The sequence below is a fragment of the Streptomyces mirabilis genome, assembly GCF_018310535.1.
Lineage (GTDB): Bacteria > Actinomycetota > Actinomycetes > Streptomycetales > Streptomycetaceae > Streptomyces.
Genome location: NZ_CP074102.1, coordinates 7,691,395 through 7,709,895, shown reverse-complemented (window position 1 = coordinate 7,709,895; position 18,501 = coordinate 7,691,395). Strand labels below are relative to the sequence as shown.

Below are 18,501 nucleotides of genomic sequence, written 5' to 3'. Positions count from 1 at the left end.
GGACCAAGAGAATGAGTGACAACAGCCTGCGCCTGGTGTGGATCTACCCGGACCTGCTGAGCACCTACGGCGACCAGGGCAACGCCCTCGTCGTGGAGCGCCGGGCCCGCCAGCGCGGTCTCGACGTCGCCCGTCTCGACGTCCGCAGCGACCAGCCGATCCCGACCTCCGGCGACATCTATCTGATCGGCGGCGGCGAGGACCGGCCGCAGCGGCTCGCGGCGGAGCGCCTGCGCCGCGACGGCGGTCTGCACCGCGCGGTGGGCAACGGCGCGATCGTCTTCTCGGTCTGCGCCGGCTACCAGATCCTCGGCCACGAGTTCATCAACGACCTCGGGCAGCGCGAGCCGGGCCTCGGCCTGCTCGACGTGGTCTCGGTGCGCGGCGAGGGCGAGCGGTGCGTCGGCGACGTACTCGGAGACATCGACCCGCGCCTCGGCCTGCCGCAGCTGACCGGCTTCGAGAACCACCAGGGCGTCACCCACCTCGGCCCCACCGCGCGTCCGTTCGCGCAGGTGCGGCTCGGCAAGGGCAACGGCACCGGCGACGGCACCGAGGGCGCGTACAACGACACCGTGTTCGGCACGTACATGCACGGGCCCGTGCTCGCCCGCAACCCGCAGATCGCGGACCTGCTGCTGAAGCTGGCGCTCGACGTGAACGCGCTGCCGCCGATCGACGACCGCTGGTACGAGGCGCTCCGGGGTGAGCGGATCTCCGCGGCGCAGCAGCCCGCCTGAACGGTCGGCCAACAACGGACAAACGGTGCGGGATGTCCGCAGGGCGCGCTCGAGGGATACCTCAAGCGCGCCCGAGGCGTATCCGGCACGGTGTACCCAGGTCGGGCCCGCCTGACCGGGTGCCCGCTCACTTGTGCGGCCGCGTCCACCAGGCGGACGCCCGCTACGGCACCACCCCGTCCCGCCGGTAGGGTGACCGGGATTCCAGCCGGACAGCGTGGTCCGGTCCCCGGCCCACGTTGAGAAGGTATTTCGGGCTATGCGCATTGGTGTCCTCACGTCCGGCGGCGACTGCCCCGGCCTGAACGCCGTCATCCGGTCCGTCGTGCACCGCGCCGTCGTGGACCACGGCGACGAGGTCATCGGCTTCCGGGACGGCTGGAAGGGGCTTTTGGAGTGCGACTACCTGAAGCTCGACCTCGACGCGGTGAGCGGCATCCTGGCTCGCGGCGGCACGATCCTCGGTTCCTCCCGGGTCCAGCCCGCGCAGCTGCGTGACGGCGTGGAACGGGCCAAGGGCCATGTCGAGGAGCTCGGCCTCGACGCGATCATCCCGATCGGCGGCGAGGGCACGCTGAAGGCGGCCCGGCTGCTCTCGGACGGCGGCCTGCCGATCGTCGGCGTGCCGAAGACCATCGACAACGACATCGCCGTCACGGACGTGACCTTCGGCTTCGACACGGCCGTCGGCGTCGCGACCGAGGCTCTGGACCGGCTGAAGACCACCGCCGAGTCCCACCAGCGGGTACTGATCGTGGAGGTCATGGGCCGCCACACCGGCTGGATCGCCCTGCACTCCGGCATGGCCGCGGGCGCGCACGCCATCGTCGTCCCCGAACGCCCCTTCGACATCGAGGAGTTGGCCGCGCGGGTCGGCGAGCGCTTCGAGGCGGGCAAGCGGTTCGCGATCGTGGTCGCCGCGGAAGGGGCGAAGCCTCGCCCGGGCACCATGGAGTTCGACGAGGGCGGCAAGGACGTCTACGGGCACGAGCGCTTCGCCGGTATCGCCCGGCAGCTCTCCCTGGAGCTGGAGGAGCGCCTCGGCAAGGAGGCCCGGCCGGTGATCCTCGGGCACGTCCAGCGGGGCGGTACGCCGACGGCGTACGACCGGGTGCTGGCAACGCGGTTCGGGTGGCATGCGGTGGAGGCCGCGCATCGCGGCGACTTCGGGAAGATGACCGCGCTGCGGGGGACCGACATCGTCATGGTCTCGCTCGCGGAGGCGGTGGAGAGCCTGAAGACGGTTCCCGAGGAACGGTACGCCGAGGCGGAGTGCGTGCTCTGAGGGTTCGTTCGCACTGCACTGACCCCGGTCACGGTTGTGGCCGGGGTCAGTTCTACTCTGGTTCGGACAGACAGCGCACAACGTACGAATCAGGAGCCGGCGGATGGATCACAGCGGGCACGGCATGACCATGGATCTGCCGCCGTTCACGCTGGGGCGGGGGCTCGTGTGGTCCGCGGACCCGTTCTTCCTCGTCGCCTGCCTGGTGGGACTCGGCCTGTACGGCTGGGGGGTCGTGCGGCTCGCGCGGCGCGGTGACAAGTGGTCGGTCGGGCGGACCATCGCCTTCGTGCTCGGCGTGCTGACCGTGATGCTCGTGATGTGCACAAAGCTGAACGACTACGGCATGGTCATGTTCAGCGTGCACATGGTGCAGCACATGGTGATCAGCATGCTCTCGCCGATCCTGATCCTGCTCGGGGCGCCGATCACGCTGGCGCTGCGCGCACTGCCGGTGGCCGCCACGCGAGGCAACAAGGGTCCGCGTGAACTGCTGCTGATGTTCCTGCACAGCCGCTATATGCGGATCATCACGCATCCGGCGTTCACGATCCCGCTCTTCATCGCGAGCCTGTACGCGCTGTACTTCTCCCCCATCTTCGACTTCCTGATGGGCTCCAAGACCGGACACATCGTGATGATGTGCCACTTCCTCGCCGTCGGCCTGGTCTTCTTCTGGCCGATCATGGGCGTCGACCCCGGACCGCACCGGCCGGGCTATCTGATGCGGATGCTGGAGCTGTTCGCGGGCATGCCGTTCCACGCGTTCTTCGGTATCGCGCTGATGATGGCGTCCGCGCCGATGGTCGACACGTACAAGAACCCGCCCGCCTCGCTCGGCATCGACGCGCTCGCCGACCAGAGCGCCGCGGGCGGTATCGCCTGGGCGTTCAGCGAGATCCCCTCCGTCCTCGTGCTGATCGCGTTGCTCTTCCAGTGGTACGCCTCCGAGAAGCGGCAGGCCCGCCGCACGGACCGGGCCGCCGACCGCGACGGCGACAAGGAACTCGAGGCGTACAACGCCTATCTGGCCTCACTCAACGCACGCGGTCGCTGAATTAACTTTGCAATTCACCTTGCGTGAAAGGCTTTTCGGTTCAGTAGCATGGGAGGACATCGGGGGAAACCGCAGGGGGAGCGGTCATGTCAATTCGTGCGTCCATGCAAAGGGCGGTGATTTCCGCCGCCCGAAGGCTCGCTCTACTGCTGGTTTCGGTACTGATAGTCAGCGGGTGCAGCAAATCCGATCAGTTGTTCGTGGTGCGGGCCGTGGCGGCGGGGGTTTCCTCGGTCTCCCCCTTCTTCAAGGAGGACCGACAGCTCGGCACGGACATCCAGTTGCCCGAGGCCCGGCCCAGCGGTGGTGTGCAGGCCAGTAACAGCCCCGGACTGTACGGCGGGGCCCCGGACGGCAGCGCCGGAAGCGGCTCACCGGCGCCCGCACCCAGTACCGCCCCAGGCACCGGCCCTGGCACCGGCGTGTGGGGCGGCAGCACGAAACCCGGCACCTGCGCCGTGACGAAGTTGAAGAAATTCCTCACCGACCCCAAGAACTCGGCGAAGGCCCAGGAATGGGCGCGGGTCCTGCATATGAGCACCGAGCAGATCCCGAGTTATATCGATCAACTCACACCCGTCGTACTGCGTCACGACACTCTCGTGACGAATCACGACTACAAGAACGGCAAGGCGGTTTCGTACGCCGCGCTGCTGCAGGCCGGAATCGCTATTCTGGTCGACCAACAGGGACTGCCCGCGGTGAAGTGCTCCTGCGGCAATCCGCTGCTCCCCTTCGAGGGAAAGGCCTCGAAGACCGACGTGCGGTTCAAGGACGGCAACAAGAAGTGGGCCGACTACCGGCAGGACCACGTCGTGGTGGTCGAGCCGCCGCCCGGGGCGCAGGAGATCCACAAGCTCCAGCTCGTCGACGTGCACAACCCCGACCGGGGGATCGCCCGCCCGGTGGGCAGCGACGGCAGCCAGGACAAGTCCTTCAGCACCCGGCAGAAGCACGCCGTGCCACCTGTTACCGGCATGACCTTCGCCGAAGCGATCCGGCGGCTGACCGACGCGGGGCTGGGAATGTCGTACGCCGGTGACACCCTGCCGGCCGACGACGCCCAGGTGACGGCGTCCCGGCCGACCGAGGGCAGCCAGGTCGCCTGGGGCACGTCGGTCGTCCTGTCGGCGCGGTCCGACAGCCCGTCCGCGAGCGGCGGTGGCCCGGACACGCCATCGGATTCCGGCACGAGCACGGGCGGCACGAACGGCACGAACGGAACGGGCTCGGATCCCGGGACGACCCCGCCGACGCCGTCCGGGGGATCGTCCGGCCCCTCGTCCGGCCCCTCGTCCGGCGGCCCGTCGTCCGGCAGCGCCTCGCCGTCCGACAGCGGCACCGGGTCGGGTGCCCCTACGGACACCGCCACCTCCACCCCCACGAAGACCGCCACGCCCACAGACACCCCAACAGACACGAGCGGCGGTACGGGCGGCGGCACGACGTCGACCCCTCCGCACACCTCTCCGCCCGGTTCACCGACGAGCAGTGCCCCGACCACCCCCTCGGCCACTGCCCCGACCTCGCACGAACCGACCTCGACCAAACCCACCGTCAGCAGCGCGCCGCCGACGAGTGAGCCCGTGTCGAGCACACCGCCCGCCCCGGTCGACCCGGGTACGAGCGACTCCGCGCCCGGTGCGCCCACCGAGAGCGCGGTCTGACCCGCGTACGGCAACGCAGAACCCGGGGGGCTACCGGATGACAGCAGGATCAGCGCAGTCGGGAGTGGGCCGGATCATCAACGGCCGGTATCTGCTTCTGAAGCAGGTCGGCTCCGGCGGGATGGGCCATGTCTGGCTCGCCCACGACCAGCGGCTCGACTGTGACGTGGCGCTCAAGGAGATCAGGTTCCGCGATGTCCGGGAAGGGAGTGAGGAGCACGAGTCGCGGATCGCGCGCGCCCGCGCCGAGGCCCGGCACGCGGCGGTGCTGCGCGGCCATCCGCACGTGGTGACGGTCCACGACGTCCTGGAGCACGACGGCCTGCCGTGGATCGTGATGGAGTACGTGGCGGGCGCGGAGGACCTGCGGGCCTGGCTCGCCCGGCGCGGCCCGCTGGCCCCCGACGAGTGCGCCCGCGTCGGCCTCGCGGTGCTGGACGCGCTGACCGCCGGGCACGAGCGCGGCATCATGCACCGGGACGTCAAACCGGCCAACATCCTGCTCGCCCCGGACCGCGCGGGCACCCCCGGCGCGCGCATCCTCCTCACCGACTACGGCGTCTCGGTCCAGCCGGACTCCCCCGAGACCCGCTGGACCCGTACCTCCGTCCTGGTCGGCACGGCCGGCTATCTGGCACCGGAGCGGGCGCAGGGCGGGCAGCCGACCGCGGCATCCGACCTGTTCTCGCTGGGCTGCACCCTGTACTTCGGTGTGGAGGGCCACGGCCCCTTCGACCGCGACAGCCACCTTGGAGCGCTCGCCGCGGTGGTCGCGGAGGAGGCGCCGCCGTCCCGGCGAGCCGGCGCGCTGGGGCCGATCATCGACGCGCTGCTGGTCAAGGACCCCGCCCTGCGGATCTCCGCGGAGCGGACGGCGTCCGCCCTGGCCCGGATCATCCTGCCCGAGCCCCATCCGCCGACCCAGGTCGACACCGGCTCGCAGCCGGTGTGGGCGGGCCTCGTCACCTCCGACGGGCCCGGGGGTCCGGCGCCACCGGGCCGGACCCCCGGCGGCCTGTCCCGGGACCACGACTACGCGCCGCCCGCACACGACCAGAGCCCGTCCCCCGCCCGGGGCCAGGGCCTGGCCCCGCCCGCCCAGGATCCGGGGCCGGCCGCCCCCGGCCGGGAGCAGAGCTCGCTGGGAAAGGGCCGGGACCAGGGTTTCGCGGCGCCGGGTTCGTACGTCCCCACGGCCCAGGCCTCTACCGCCCCGGCGCACCACGCGGCGTACGCACCCATGGCGCAGGCAGCCGGCAGCCGTGCCGGTGCCCCGGCCGCGTACCCCCCACGCCCGGGCCAGGGTTTCGGTCCGCCGACCCCGCACCCCCCGCAGCCCGGCGCCGGTTTCGGTCCGCCCAGCTACATGGGACCCGCCGCACCCGCCCCGGACCCCGGTGGGCGGCGCGGCAAGCGGACGCTGCTTCTCCAGGTGGGCGCGGCGCTGCTCCTCGCGCTGTCGCTGACGGCGGGAGTGCTCTGGGGCGTGGCCCGGTACGGCAGGGCGCAGACGCCCATAGCCCCGTACGGCACCCAGGTCGGGCTCTCCGCACCCCTCAAGAAAGGCGACTGCGTACTGAGCGACCCGTCCCCCGCACCCTCCTCGGGTACCCCGCGTCTGCAACTGGATCCCAGCTGCGGAGCGCTGCGCCCCGACGGGCAGGTGATGGAGCTGTACAAGGCCCGCTCCTTCGAGGAGGCCGACAGCGACGGAGCGGACCGGTGCGCGGAGCGGACGAAGGCGACCGCCGACAAACTCGCCTGGCACGTCCAGAGCCTGGCCGTGGTGCCCACCCGCGAGGGCTTCGACGCCACCGGCGGGAACGTCGCATGCCTGCTGGTCGGGAAGCACGGTCCGGTGTACGGCAGGCTCGGTGGCCTCCGCCCGTACGGGATGGTGTTCGAGGACGCGACCCAGATGCAGCAGGGCGACTGCCTCGGCCATGCCCGCGGGGACGCGAGCGAATACACCCACTACGAGCTCGTCTCCTGCGACAAGGACCATGTGGGCCGGGTCTTCCGGATCACGCACCTCACCACCCTCATGCCCAAGAAGGAGGCCGATCAGCAGGCGAACGCGCGGTGCGGGGCCGACGCCCCGCCGCAGCAACTCGGCTATCCCGCCGATACCTATGTGAGTCATGGCCTGCGCAGCACAGGACTGTGGAGGAAGGGGTACTACCTGGTGGTCTGCAGCATCGAGCGTCTGGACAAGGCCCTCATGCACGGAGGCGAGTAGCCCACCCGGCCCTGGCGAACCTCGTCCCTTCGGGTGAAAATGGGCGCAGGCCACGGCCCGCGTCGCGGACCCCGCCGGGAGAAGGGTGTAATGCGATGCCCGGTTCGACGAAGGCGATGGGGGTGCTCACCGTCGGCGGACTCGTCATGGTGACGGCCTACACGGTGGCGCTCGGCAGCAACGGCTGGCTGTGGTTCGGCTGGGTGGTCCTCGGTCTGCTCACGATCGGCATGGTGGCCTCGCGCAACGCCTGACTGCGCGCACGGGTCACTGTCACTCCCTGGGCAGCGGTCCCGCCGAGTGCACCCCCGGCTGGTACTTCGGCAGCCGGGCGGTGATCTTCATGCCCGCTCCCACGGCGGTCTCGATGACGAGGCCGTACTCGTCCCCGTACACCTGGCGGAGCCGGTCGTCGACGTTGGACAGCCCGATGCCGCCGGAGGGGCTCACTTCGCCGGCGAGGATGCGGCGCAGCCGGTCGGGGTCCATTCCGGTGCCGTTGTCCTCGATCACGACCAGCGCCTCGGCGCCCGCGTCCTGGGCGGTGATGCTGATGTGGCTCTTGTCGGTCTTGCCCTCCAGCCCGTGTTTGACGGCGTTCTCCACGAGCGGTTGGAGGCACAGGAAGGGCAGCGCGACCGGCAGTACCTCGGGGGCGATCTGCAGGGTGACCGAGAGACGGTCGCCGAAGCGGGCTCTGACCAGTGCCAAGTAGTGGTCGATGGCGTGCAGCTCGTCGGCGAGGGTGGTGAAATCGCCGTGCCTGCGGAACGAGTAGCGGGTGAAGTCGGCGAATTCCAGGAGCAGTTCGCGAGCGCGCTCGGGGTCGGTGCGGACGAACGAGGCGATCACCGCGAGCGAGTTGAAGATGAAGTGCGGGGATATCTGGGCGCGCAGGGCCTTGATCTCGGCCTCGATCAGACGGGTGCGGGACTGGTCGAGGTCGGCGAGTTCCAGTTGCACGGAGACCCAGCGGGCGACCTCGCCCGCGGCCCGGACGAGGACGGCGGACTCGCGGGGCGCGCAGGCGACGAGCGCTCCGTGGACGCGGTCGTCGACGGTGAGCGGTGCGACGACGGCCCAGCGCAAAGAGCAGTCGGGCTCGTCGCACCTCAGCCGGAAGGCCTCGCCGCGGCCGGTCTCCAAGGGGCCGCCGAGCCGTTCCATGATCTCGGTGCGGTGGTGCTCCCCCAGGCCGTCCCAGGCGAGGACGGTGTCCTGGTCGGTGAGGCACAGGGCGTCCGTGCCGAGCAGGGTGCGCAGTCGGCGGGCGGACTTGCGGGCGGTCTCCCCGGTGAGACCCGCGCGCAGTGGGGGCGCGGCCAGCGAGGCGGTGTGCAGGGTCTCGAAGGTGGCGTGTTCGACGGGGGTGCCGAGGCCGCCGAGGTTCTCGGGCCGCGCGGTGCGCCTGCCGAGCCAGAACCCGGCGGCGAGCAGCGGGAGCACGGCGACGCAGAGGCCCGCCAGGAATCCGCTCACGCCGTCACCGCCCCGCTCGACGATCCGCTCACGCCTTGGCCTCCCCGCGTGCGTCGGCGTCCGCGCGCCTGTCTCCTCCGGCCAGTTCTTCCGGCAGGTGGAACCGGGCCAGGATCGCCGCCGTCCCGGCCGGCACCCGTCCTGCCGTGGCCAGCGACACCAGGATCATGGTGAGGAACCCGAGCGGCACCGACCAGAGCGCGGGCCAGGCGAGCAGTGCGTGCAGCGCGCCTGAGCCCGGGTAGCCCGCCATGGTCGCCGCGACGGCGACGAAGGCCGCGCCGCCGCCGACGAGCATCCCGGCGGCCGCGCCCGGTGGGGTCAGCCGCCGCCACCAGATGCCGAGGACGAGCAGCGGGCAGAAGGAGGAAGCGGACACGGCGAAGGCGAGTCCGACGGCGTCGGCGACGGGCAGTCCGCCGACGATCACGCTCGCCGCGAGCGGCACCACCATGGCGAGTACGGTGCCCAGCCGGAAGTGGCGTACGCCGCGCGAGGGCAGCACGTCCTGGGTGAGCACCCCGGCCACCGCCATGGTCAGTCCGGACGCGGTCGACAGGAACGCCGCGAAGGCCCCGCCCGCCACCAGCGCGCCCAGGAGATCCGCGCCGAGCCCGCCGATCACGCGGTCGGGCAGCAGCAGGACGGCGGCGTCGGCGTTCCCGGTGAGGCTCAGTTCGGGGGCGTACAGGCGGCCGAGCGCCCCGTAGACGGGCGGCAGCAGGTAGAACGCGCCGATCAGGCCGAGGACGGCGACCGTGGTGCGGCGGGCCGCGACGCCGTGCGGGCTGGTGTAGAAGCGGACGACGACGTGCGGCAGTCCCATCGTGCCGAGGAAGGTGGCGAGGATCAGTCCGTACGTGGCGTACAGCGGGCGTTCCTCGCGGCCCGCCGCCAGCGAGGTCGACATGCCGCCGTTGCTGCCCCGGTCGGCGGCCGGGACGGGGTCGCCCTTGGCGAAGGTCAGCCGGGTACCGCGCTCGATGTGGTGGACGCCCGCGGGGAGTCGGAGCCGCTCGCCGTCGTAGCGGTGGCCGTCGACCGTGCCGGTGGCCGTGACGCCCAGTGGGTCCGAGAGCTTCAGGTCGAGGCTGTCGTCGACGCGGACGACGCGCTGCTCGCGGAAGGTCGCGGGTTCGGTGAAGGCCTGGCGCGGGGCGCCGTCGGCCTGCCACGCGAGGACCAGGAAGAGTGCGGGGACCAGCAGGGCGGTGAGTTTGAGCCAGTACTGGAAGGCCTGCACGAAGGTGATGCTGCGCATGCCTCCGGCGGCGACGGTGGCGACCACGACGACCGCCACGAGCACCCCGCCGAACCAGTCGGGCGCGTCGGTCAGGACGGCCAACGTCAGCCCGGCGCCCTGTAGTTGGGGCATCAGGTACAGCCAGCCGACCCCGACCACGAAGGCACCGGCGAGGCGTCGCACGGCCGGTGAGCCGAGGCGTGCCTCCGCGAAGTCGGGCAGGGTGTACGCACCGGAGCGGCGCAGCGGGGCCGCGACGAACAGGAGCAGTACGAGATAGCCGGCCGTGTAGCCGACGGGGTACCAGAGCATGTCGGGGCCCTGGACGAGGACGAGGCCCGCGATGCCGAGGAAGGAGGCGGCGGAGAGGTACTCGCCGCTGATCGCGGCCGCGTTGAGCCGGGGGCCCACGGTGCGTGAGGCGACGTAGAAGTCGGAGGTGGTCCGGGAGATGCGCAGGCCGAACGCGCCGACCAGGACGGTCGCCACGACGACGAGGGCGACGGCGGGGACGGCGTAGTTCTGATTCACGGCTCAGCGGTCCTCATTCGCGGCTCAACAGTCATCGTCCATGACTCAGCGGTCCTCGCTCTCGACTCAGCGGTCCTCGACCAGGCGCACGAAATCCTTCTCGTTGCGCTCCACGCGCCGCACATACCAGCGGGCGAGCAGGACCAGGGGCGGGTAGACGCAGAAGCCGAGCACGGCCCACTCCAGGCTCGCACCGTCCGGCATCGCGGCGAAGACCAGGGGAAGTGGCCCGACCAGCAGGACGAGCACGGCGAACACCACCAGTGCCGCACGGAGTTGACTGCGCATCAGGGAGCGGACGTAGGTGTGGCCGAGCGTGGTCTGTTCGTCGATCTCGGTCCTGGGCCGGTAGTAGCCGGAGGTGCGGCGGGTGCGCCGGGGCACTCCCGTGACGACCACCCGGCGTTCGGTCGGGTCCTGCGGCACGCCGCTTCCCCCTCTCAGCTCGTGGTCCGGCGCATCAGCAGATCGCGCAGTTCGCGGGCGTGCCGACGGCTGACCTGGAGTTCGACGGAGTCGACGAGGACACTCACGGTGCCCGCGTCCAGGCGGAGTTCGCCGATGTGGCGCAGGGCGACGAGATGGCGCCGGTGGATACGGACGAAGCCGCGTGAACGCCAGCGTTCCTCCAGGGTGGAGAGCGGGATACGGACCAGATGGCTGCCCTGGGCGGTGTGCAGGCGTGCGTAGTCGCCGTGTGCTTCGACGTGGGTGATGTCCTCGACGGCCACGAAGCGGGTGACGCCGCCGAGTTCGACGGATATGTGGTCCGGGTCGGGCTCGTGGACGGGTATCCGCGGTGCGGCGTCCTGGAGTTGGGCGGCCCGCCGGACGGCTTCGGCCAGCCGCTCCCGCCGTACCGGCTTGAGGACGTAGTCGACGGCCTTGAGGTCGAAGGCCTGGACGGCGAAGCCCTCGTGGGCGGTGACGAACACGACCAGCGGCGGCGAGGCGAAGCCGGTGAGCAGCCGGGCGAGGTCGAGTCCGTCGAGTCCGGGCATGTGGATGTCGAGGAAGACGACGTCGATGGCTTCGGGCCCGCCGGGTCCGGATTCCAGGGCCCGGTTGATCCGGCGCAGCGCCTCGGTCGCGTCGCTCGCGCCCTCGGCGATGGAGATCCGGGGATCGGTGTTCAGCAGGTAGAGGAGTTCCTCGAGGGACGGTTGTTCGTCGTCGACGGCGAGCGCGCGCAGCATGAGAGTGGAGTGTAGGAGCGATCGGCATGCCTGGACATGTGCGGGACGTGGACGTCGTCGCCGGACATGCGGACGTTCTCGCTGGTTGCGTGGACGTTGTCGCTGGATACAGTGCCGCCATGAACAGCAAGCCCGCGATGTTCGACGAACTCGACCGCAAGATCATCACGGCCCTGATGGCCAACGCCCGGACGAGCTTCGCCGAGATCGGCACGGCGATCGGACTGTCGGCCACCGCGGTCAAGCGCCGTGTCGACCGGCTCCGCGAGACCGGGGTGATCACCGGGTTCACGGCCACGGTGAAGCCGACGGCTCTCGGCTGGCGCACGGAGGCGTACGTCGAGGTGTACTGCGAGGGTGCGGCGCCGCCCCGACGGCTCGCGGAGGTGGTCCGCAACCATCCGGAGATCACCGCGGCCATGACCGTGACGGGCGGCGCGGACGCGCTGCTCCATGTGCGCGCCACGGACGTGGACCACTTCGAGGAGGTGCTGGAGCGGATCCGCACCGAGCCCTTCATCCGGAAGACGATCAGCTACATGGTGCTGTCGCATCTGCTGCCGGAGGCCCCGGAGGCGGGCGCCACCCACGCGGCCCCACAGGATGCACTGGACGCATCAAACCTGCGCTGACCTGAGTGATTGCGCAGCGATGCTGCGCACACACGCAGCTCTCGTCTCTTGTCGCCCGTATCCCCCGTTTCCTACCTTGGAGGCACCCCCCGTCGACACCGCAGGAAGCGGAGGAACCTCTCTGTGCCCGACAGCCGTGTGCCGCGCCCTCGGCGCTTTCTCGTCTGTGAACCCAGACACTTCGCCGTGCAGTACGCGATCAATCCCTGGATGCATCCCGACGCCCAAGTGGACGTCGATCTGGCCCGTGACCAGTGGGCGGCGCTGATCGGCGCCTACCGGGCCCACGGCCACACCGTGGACACCGTGGAGCCCGTGGCGGATCTCCCGGACATGGTGTTCGCGGCGAACTCCGCGCTCGTCCTGGCGGGCCGGGTCTTCGGCTCGTACTTCCACGCACCGCAGCGCCGCCCCGAGTCCACCGCGTACGAGACCTGGTTCAAGGCGGCCGGTTTCGACGTCTACCGTCCCGAATCCGTCTGCGAGGGCGAGGGCGACCTCGTCCCGGTGGGCCGGTACGTACTGGCCGGCACCGGATTCCGTACGACCCCCGAGGCGCACCGCGAGGTGCAGGAGTTCTTCGGCGTCCCGGTGGTCAGCCTCCAGCTGGTGGATCCTCGCTTCTACCATCTGGACACGGCGCTCTTCGTCCTGGACGACGGGCCCGAGGCGAACATCGCGTACTACCCGGAGGCGTTCTCGCCCGGCAGTCGCGAGGTCCTGGCCCGGCTCTTCCCGGACGCGGTGCTCGCGACCCGTGAGGACGCGTTCACCTTCGGCCTGAACTCCGTCTCCGACGGCCGCCACGTGTTCATCGCGCCGCGCGCCGAGGCCCTCGCCGACCGGCTCGCCCGCCACGGCTACGTCCCCGTCCCCGTCGACCTCTCCGAGTTCCACAAGGCCGGCGGTGGCATCAAGTGCTGCACCCAGGAGATCCGCTCATGACCGCTCCCGCCCGTACGCGTCCGTCCTCCGCCGCCGGTCCGCGCTCCTCCGCCGACCTGATCCGCGCCGAGGAGCCCGTCCTCGCGCACAACTACCACCCGCTTCCCGTGGTCGTCGCCCACGCCGAGGGCACCTGGGTCGAGGATGTCGAGGGCCGCCGCTACCTCGACATGCTGGCGGGCTACTCGGCCCTCAACTTCGGCCACCGCAACCCGGTGCTGATCGACGCGGCCCATCGTCAGCTGGACCGGCTGACGCTCACCTCGCGCGCCTTCCACAACGACCGGCTGGCCCAGTTCGCCGAGTCACTGGCCGAGTTGACCGGCCTGGACATGGTCCTGCCCATGAACACGGGCGCGGAGGCGGTGGAGAGCGCCATCAAGGTGGCCCGCAAGTGGGCGTACGAGGTGAAGGGCGTCGCACCGGACCGGGCGACGATCGTGGTCGCCGCGGACAACTTCCACGGCCGTACGACGACGATCGTGAGCTTCTCGACGGACGAGACGGCCCGCGCCGGCTTCGGCCCCTTCACCCCGGGCTTCCGCGTCGTCCCGTACAACGACCTCGCGGCACTGGAAGCGGCCGTCGACGAGACGACCGCTGCCGTGCTGATCGAGCCCATCCAGGGCGAGGCGGGCGTGGTCATCCCGGACGACGGTTACCTGACCGGTGTCCGCGAGCTGACCCGGCGCGCCGGCTGTCTGTTCATCGCGGACGAGATCCAGTCGGGCCTGGGCCGCACGGGCACCACGCTCGCCGTGGAACACGAGGAGGTCGTCCCCGACCTGCTCCTCCTGGGCAAGGCACTCGGCGGCGGCATCGTGCCGGTGTCGGCGGTGGTCGGCCGTCGGGACGTGCTCGGGGTTCTGCGGCCCGGTGAGCACGGCTCGACCTTCGGCGGCAATCCGCTGGCCGCGGCGGTCGGCTCCGCGGTCGTCGGACTCCTGGAGACCGGTGAATACCAGAGCAGGGCGGCCGAGTTGGGCGTGGTCCTGCGGGGCGGTCTGACGGCGCTCGTGGGCCGGGGCGTGGAGGGCTTCCGCTCTCGCGGGCTGTGGGCGGGCGTCGACATCGACCCGGCCATCGGCACCGGGCGCGAGATCAGCGAGGGCCTGATGCGCGAGGGAGTTCTGGTCAAGGACACCCACGGATCGACGATCCGACTGGCCCCGCCGCTGACCATCACCGGCGAGGAACTCCAGTCCGCCCTGGGCGCCTTGGAGAAGGTGCTGACACAGGGGGTCTGACACCGGCGCCGGCAGCCGCCGGCGCTTTGGTGGGCACGCCGCGCTCCCATCGCCCGGCCGCACCACCGACGGGCGCCTGCCCCGGTGTTCCGGGGCAGGCGCCCGCGCCGCTCTGCCCGGGCGCAGCGGCTGCGCCGGGACGGCGCCGAGGTCACCCTCGTCACAGCCGAAGGAAGCGTTCCACGCGCTCGCCAGTCGCTCCAAGACACTCAACCGTGAGGAAGCCACTGCGGCCTCGACATCGACCTGTTGAGCAGTGCAGACAGGCGATCACTCGGCGGTGAGCTCTGCGAGTTGCTCGGCCGCGGTCGTGTTGCGCTGGTCGGCGAGGCGTCGCAGCTCGTCCCTGTTGTTCTGCTCGGTGGTGAGTTCGATCAGCAATGGACCGGGTGAGCCTGGATCCGGTCGGCCGGCAGCGGCAGAACTTGGATTCCGCCATCCATATGGAGCGTGCGGCGCTGTTCAGGGACTGATCAGTCGATGATCGCGGTGGCTTCGACCTCGACCAGATGGTCGGGTACGTCCAGTGCCGCCACGCCGATCAGCGTGCCCGGCGCCATCGGGGTGATCCCCAGCTTTGCGGAGGCCCGGGCGACTCCCTCCAGGAACAGGGGCATCTTGTCGGGGGTCCAGTCGACGACGTAGACGGTCAGCTTTGCCACGTCGTCGAAGGAAGCGCCGACCTCGGCCAGCGCGGTGCCGACGTTGAGATAGCTCCGCTCGACCTGAGCGGCGAGGTCACCTTCGCCGACCGTGAGCCCCTCCGCGTCCCAGGCGACCTGCCCGGCGATGAAGACCAGCTTCGACCCGGTCGCGATCGACACCTGCCGGTACACCGGGATCTTCGGCAATCCGCTGGGGTTCACCAGGGTGATGGCCATGCTGCCTGCCTCCTTGTCATGAGCGCCCATGGGCTCGCTTCCACCGAGCCAAGAGACACTCGATCTCTTGTGGTTACTCAGGAACTGTAGGAGAGTGGCCGCTGACCTGGAAGAACGCACTTTTCAGTGACTGGGGAACCTGATGGTGACCAAGCAGTTCAGGGGCTCGCCCGAGGAAGCAGACCTGAGGCGCGCGGGCTCTTTGGCGCGGGAGATCTTCTCCGACGTGGCCAATAAGTGGGCGTTCCTGATCATCGAGGCTCTCGGTGAACACACCCTGCGCTTCACCGAGCTGCGCAACGAGATCGAGGGCATAAGCCACAAGATGCTCACCCAGAACCTGCGCATGCTGGAACGCAATGGCCTGGTCGAGCGCCGCGTGCACCCCACCGTGCCGCCGCGGGTCGAATACACCCTCACCGAATCGGGCCAGGGCCTTCGAGCGACGGTCGATGCAATGTGCGGCTGGACCCACCAATACCTCAGCCACATCGAGGCCGCCCGCCGCCGCTTCGACGCCTGACGGCTGGAACACTCACACGCGCGACCCTCGGGCTCGAAGGACGCTCGCGTCCTCGCCAGGCGCCTTCCAGGTGCCCTCAAGGCGAGTGGTCGACCACCGGGCAGGGGACAAACGTGCTGTCGTTCTCGTCGATTCTCAGTCGACGGCCGAGCGGGGGTGCGGCGCGCTGGGGGCAGTCGGTGCGTTCGCAGCCGCGGCAGCCCATGCCGATGGGGGGAGCGGCGGCGGCATTGCCGAGGTCGAGTCCGTCGGCGTAGACGAGGCGTGCGGCATGGCGGATCTCCCAGCCCAGGCCGATGGCGTAGGTCTTGCCGGGTTCGCCCCAGCCTCCGCGGTGGTGGGTCAGGGCACGTGCCGTCCACAAGTAGGGCTGGCCGTCGGGCATTTCGGCGATCTGGACGTGGATGCGGCCGGGGGCCGCGAACGCCTCGTAGACGTTCCACAGGGGGCAGGTGCCGCCGGCCCGGGAGAAGTGGAAGTCGGTCGCGGACTGCCGTTTGGACAGATTGCCGGCCCGGTCGACCCGGACGAAGGAGAAGGGAACTCCGCGCAGCCGCGGGCGCTGGAGGGTGCTCAGGCGGTGGCAGACGGTCTCGTAACCGAGTCCGTAACGGTCGGTGAGGCGTTCGATGTCGTACCGCGCCTCCTCCGCCGCCGCGTGGAAGGTGCGGTAGGGCAGGATCAGCGCGGCGGCGAAGTAGTTGGCGATGCCGATCCGGGCCAGCGCGTGCGACGGTGAACCGGCGGGAAAGTCGGCGGCGGCCTGGCGGTCGAGTTCGTCGCCGTACCCGAGCAGGGCGAGCTGGGTCGCCAGACGGAACGCCCGCTGACCGGGTCGCAGGCGGCCCGACAGGTGGAGAGTGCGGGACGCCTCGTCGTAGTGATGCAGGTGATCGCCGGATTCGGCGGCCAGCCGCACGCCGTGCCCGTCGGCGAGCCGCTCGGTGAGCGGCCTTGACACCGTCGCCTCGATCGCGGAGTCCCTGTACGACGAGTTCAAGGAACCCCTCTACGCGCCGCCCCCGCTGCTCCAGCGGATGGTGGAGGCAGGGCTGCTGGGCCGCAAGACAGGCCGCGGGTTCCACGTGTACGGCCAGGAGTGAGCATTCCGGCGCGACCGGGCCGAGGGGCTCGGACCGCGTCTCCCAGCTCACCGTCCGAATGCCGGACCTGATCCGCCGCGCCGGGTGAGCGCCCCATAGGCTGGTCTGTGCAGCTGGTTCGCCCCGTCCGCCAGGCGGGATGCGTCGCAAGAGGGAACCCGGTGGGAATCCGGGACTGCCCCGCAGCGGTGAGTGGGAACGACCGCCGTCATACGCACTGGGTCCGGTGAACAGGACCTGGGAAGCGACGGCTACTAGGTGTCCTCCGTACGGAGGACGTGCCCGCGAGTCCGAAGACCTGCCCGTTGCCCGCGCGCGACCCCTCGTGCGCGGACATCCCGGTGACCTCGTGGGCGGGTCGGCGTACATATCGGGCGGACGACCGCGCTGTGCCGCGTGAGGTTGTTTCCTTCCGGTTCGTCACCCCTTCGCGCCCTCGTCCCGTCCCGGATCCCAGGGAGATGTCTCGCGAAGGAGATTTCCGTGACAGCGAAGTCCGCAGCCGCGGCAGCACGGGCCACCGTGTACGGCTACCCCCGCCAGGGACAGAACCGGGAGCTGAAGAAGGCGATCGATACGGCGGGCCGGGAGAGCACGCGCAGCGCTTTCCCGGCCCGCCGGTGACCCACCGCACCACCAGCCCCGCGCCCCCATGGAGGCCGGTGGCTCACGGTCGCCAGTACAGCGCGGGGTCGGGGTGGTTGGTGAAGCCGAGTTCGCGGTACAGCGGTTCGCCCTCGGCAGAGGCGTACAGGTCCACTCGGGCGACCTCACGTTCCCTGAACCAGTCGAGCAGGCCCCGCATGATCGAGCGGCTGAGACCGCGGCGCCGGTACGACGGGTCGGTGACCACGCCGATCACATGCCCGATCCGGCCGTTGCGCAGGTGCGGACCGGGCAGCCGCTGCTCGATGGTGGCGATCCCACAAGCGGCCAGGCCACGGTCGTCGGCGCCGTCGTCGCCGTCCACCACGAGGATCCGCACGGCATCCGCGGTCAGCTGTTCCTTCAGCACCACGGCCAGGGCGTCCAGCCAGTCGTCGTCCGCCGCCGCGGGGTTGAAGAAGTGACCGCCGAGGTTCTCGAACAGCAAGGCCCGCAGACGTACGAGCTCCACCAGGTCGTACTCCACCGCCTGTCGTACGGCCGGCCCGTTTCCCTTGCGTTGTCCCATGCCGACCAGACTGATGTAATGACCTTATGCACCTCAACCCTTACGGCGAGGACGCCGTGAACCTGGCCGCCGATCTGGCCAACCGGCGCCCGGCCGGCACCGAGGAGCTCGCGGACCGCTGCCGCGCCGCCGGGCTGGTGCTGGAGAACCCGGTCACCCCCCAAGACATCGACCGCACCCAGGACGCACTGGCGGCGTGGGAGAAAGTCGTCGATGCCACCGACGAACACGAACGCGCCGAGCTGCTCAACCGGATGCTGGCGGCCGCGGCCGCCCACCCGCGGATGACCGACCACGCCGGTAGCGGCTGGCACCTGCACTTCCGCGACGACCGGCAGGCACTCGGCCCCGTACTGTTCTCACTCATCGCCGTGGGTACCGCACTGCACCTGGCCGGACGAGGCATGCACCGCCTCGGACGCTGCGCCGTGAGCGAGTGCACCACGATCTTCGCCGACACCTCCCGCACCGGACGACAGCGGTACTGCACCCCACGCTGCGCCAACCGCGACGCGGTACGCCGCCACCGGGCACGCGGCGTCTGACGTGCGTCACGAGC

Annotated in this window: 19 protein-coding genes, 2 pseudogenes and 1 riboswitch; of the genes and pseudogenes, 13 read left to right on the top strand and 8 right to left on the bottom strand. The window is 70.6% G+C overall.

Translation table 11 applies throughout. The annotated features are described in order from the left end of the window. The first annotated feature begins 11 nt into the window (after window positions 1–11). From SMIR_RS34175 to SMIR_RS34150, 6 genes are all read left to right on the top strand, one after another. The gene (locus SMIR_RS34175) at window positions 12–740 is read left to right on the top strand and encodes a type 1 glutamine amidotransferase (protein ID WP_054228955.1); all 729 of its coding nucleotides are present in this window, start codon (window positions 12–14) and stop codon (window positions 738–740) included. A 259-nt stretch (window positions 741–999) separates the two neighbouring features. Continuing rightward, a complete protein-coding gene (locus SMIR_RS34170) occupies window positions 1,000–2,025 on the top strand; it encodes a 6-phosphofructokinase (protein ID WP_075025354.1) in 1,026 nt (341 codons plus the stop codon). A 103-nt stretch (window positions 2,026–2,128) separates the two neighbouring features. Further along, window positions 2,129–3,082 (top strand): cytochrome c oxidase assembly protein, encoded by a 954-nt coding sequence (locus SMIR_RS34165; protein ID WP_168489786.1) that lies wholly within the window; start codon window positions 2,129–2,131, stop codon window positions 3,080–3,082. 212 nt (window positions 3,083–3,294) lie between these two features. Beyond that, window positions 3,295–4,749: a DUF6777 domain-containing protein gene (locus SMIR_RS44405; protein WP_283959567.1), complete on the top strand. Its 1,455-nt coding sequence runs from the start codon at window positions 3,295–3,297 to the stop codon at window positions 4,747–4,749. A gap of 37 nt (window positions 4,750–4,786) precedes the next feature. Next, window positions 4,787–6,988 carry a serine/threonine-protein kinase gene (locus SMIR_RS34155; RefSeq protein ID WP_212727791.1) on the top strand — a complete coding sequence of 734 codons (2,202 nt, stop codon included), beginning with the start codon at window positions 4,787–4,789 and terminating at the stop codon, window positions 6,986–6,988. A 95-nt stretch (window positions 6,989–7,083) separates the two neighbouring features. After that, a complete protein-coding gene (locus tag SMIR_RS34150) occupies window positions 7,084–7,242 on the top strand; it encodes a hypothetical protein (RefSeq protein WP_168489788.1) in 159 nt (52 codons plus the stop codon). Window positions 7,243–7,261: 19 nt separating this feature from the next. On the opposite strand, the gene SMIR_RS34145 is transcribed toward SMIR_RS34150, so the two are convergent. From SMIR_RS34145 to SMIR_RS34130, 4 genes are all read right to left on the bottom strand, one after another. After that, window positions 7,262–8,467, bottom strand: coding sequence for a sensor histidine kinase (locus tag SMIR_RS34145; protein ID WP_168506672.1), 1,206 nt, complete (start codon window positions 8,465–8,467; stop codon window positions 7,262–7,264). Window positions 8,468–8,495: 28 nt separating this feature from the next. Beyond that, the gene (locus SMIR_RS34140) at window positions 8,496–10,241 is read right to left on the bottom strand and encodes a sodium/solute symporter (RefSeq protein WP_212727790.1); all 1,746 of its coding nucleotides are present in this window, start codon (window positions 10,239–10,241) and stop codon (window positions 8,496–8,498) included. 66 nt (window positions 10,242–10,307) lie between these two features. Further along, entirely contained in the window at window positions 10,308–10,667 is a 360-nt protein-coding gene (locus SMIR_RS34135; protein ID WP_212727789.1) for a hypothetical protein, read from the bottom strand. 14 nt (window positions 10,668–10,681) lie between these two features. After that, on the bottom strand, window positions 10,682–11,437 hold the full coding sequence (locus tag SMIR_RS34130) for a LytR/AlgR family response regulator transcription factor (RefSeq protein WP_212727788.1): 756 nt from the start codon (window positions 11,435–11,437) through the stop codon (window positions 10,682–10,684). A gap of 119 nt (window positions 11,438–11,556) precedes the next feature. Here SMIR_RS34130 and SMIR_RS34125 point away from each other — a divergent pair, with 119 nt between their 5' ends. From SMIR_RS34125 to rocD, 3 genes are all read left to right on the top strand, one after another. Next, window positions 11,557–12,069, top strand: a complete 513-nt coding sequence (locus SMIR_RS34125) for an Lrp/AsnC family transcriptional regulator (protein ID WP_067378689.1) — start codon at window positions 11,557–11,559, stop codon at window positions 12,067–12,069. 123 nt (window positions 12,070–12,192) lie between these two features. Next, a complete protein-coding gene (gene ddaH, locus SMIR_RS34120; RefSeq protein ID WP_212727787.1) occupies window positions 12,193–13,014 on the top strand; it encodes a dimethylargininase in 822 nt (273 codons plus the stop codon). Next, complete coding sequence (gene rocD, locus SMIR_RS34115; RefSeq protein WP_168489793.1) at window positions 13,011–14,261, top strand: ornithine--oxo-acid transaminase; 1,251 nt, start codon at window positions 13,011–13,013, stop codon at window positions 14,259–14,261. Before ddaH ends, rocD begins: the two co-directional genes overlap by 4 nt. A gap of 270 nt (window positions 14,262–14,531) precedes the next feature. On the opposite strand, the gene SMIR_RS43765 is transcribed toward rocD, so the two are convergent. Together SMIR_RS43765 and SMIR_RS34110 are read right to left on the bottom strand one after the other, a co-directional pair. Further along, window positions 14,532–14,642, bottom strand: a complete 111-nt coding sequence (locus SMIR_RS43765; protein ID WP_248002840.1) for a DUF1387 domain-containing protein — start codon at window positions 14,640–14,642, stop codon at window positions 14,532–14,534. Window positions 14,643–14,734: 92 nt separating this feature from the next. Then, window positions 14,735–15,142, bottom strand: a complete 408-nt coding sequence (locus SMIR_RS34110; RefSeq protein WP_168489794.1) for a RidA family protein — start codon at window positions 15,140–15,142, stop codon at window positions 14,735–14,737. A 142-nt stretch (window positions 15,143–15,284) separates the two neighbouring features. On the opposite strand from SMIR_RS34110, the gene SMIR_RS34105 reads away from it, so the two are divergent. Continuing rightward, complete coding sequence (locus SMIR_RS34105) at window positions 15,285–15,665, top strand: winged helix-turn-helix transcriptional regulator (protein ID WP_168489795.1); 381 nt, start codon at window positions 15,285–15,287, stop codon at window positions 15,663–15,665. A 76-nt stretch (window positions 15,666–15,741) separates the two neighbouring features. On the opposite strand, the pseudogene SMIR_RS34100 reads toward SMIR_RS34105, so the two are convergent. Next, window positions 15,742–16,614: pseudogene (locus SMIR_RS34100) on the bottom strand (short-chain fatty acyl-CoA regulator family protein); the annotation flags it as partial. Window position 16,615: 1 nt separating this feature from the next. Here SMIR_RS34100 and SMIR_RS34095 point away from each other — a divergent pair. Together SMIR_RS34095 and SMIR_RS34090 are read left to right on the top strand one after the other, a co-directional pair. Beyond that, window positions 16,616–16,768 (top strand): annotated as a pseudogene (locus SMIR_RS34095) (3-hydroxyacyl-CoA dehydrogenase family protein); the annotation flags it as partial. A 97-nt stretch (window positions 16,769–16,865) separates the two neighbouring features. Next, window positions 16,866–17,088, top strand: a riboswitch (cobalamin riboswitch). Between the two features lie 163 nt (window positions 17,089–17,251). Then, entirely contained in the window at window positions 17,252–17,392 is a 141-nt protein-coding gene (locus tag SMIR_RS34090; RefSeq protein ID WP_168486588.1) for a hypothetical protein, read from the top strand. A 43-nt stretch (window positions 17,393–17,435) separates the two neighbouring features. Here SMIR_RS34090 and SMIR_RS34085 read toward each other — a convergent pair whose 3' ends face one another. After that, window positions 17,436–17,942, bottom strand: coding sequence for a GNAT family N-acetyltransferase (locus tag SMIR_RS34085; RefSeq protein WP_168489796.1), 507 nt, complete (start codon window positions 17,940–17,942; stop codon window positions 17,436–17,438). Window positions 17,943–17,968: 26 nt separating this feature from the next. Between SMIR_RS34085 and SMIR_RS34080 the strand changes: the two genes are divergently transcribed. After that, window positions 17,969–18,487: a CGNR zinc finger domain-containing protein gene (locus tag SMIR_RS34080; protein ID WP_168489797.1), complete on the top strand. Its 519-nt coding sequence runs from the start codon at window positions 17,969–17,971 to the stop codon at window positions 18,485–18,487. The last annotated feature ends 14 nt before the right edge of the window (window positions 18,488–18,501 follow it).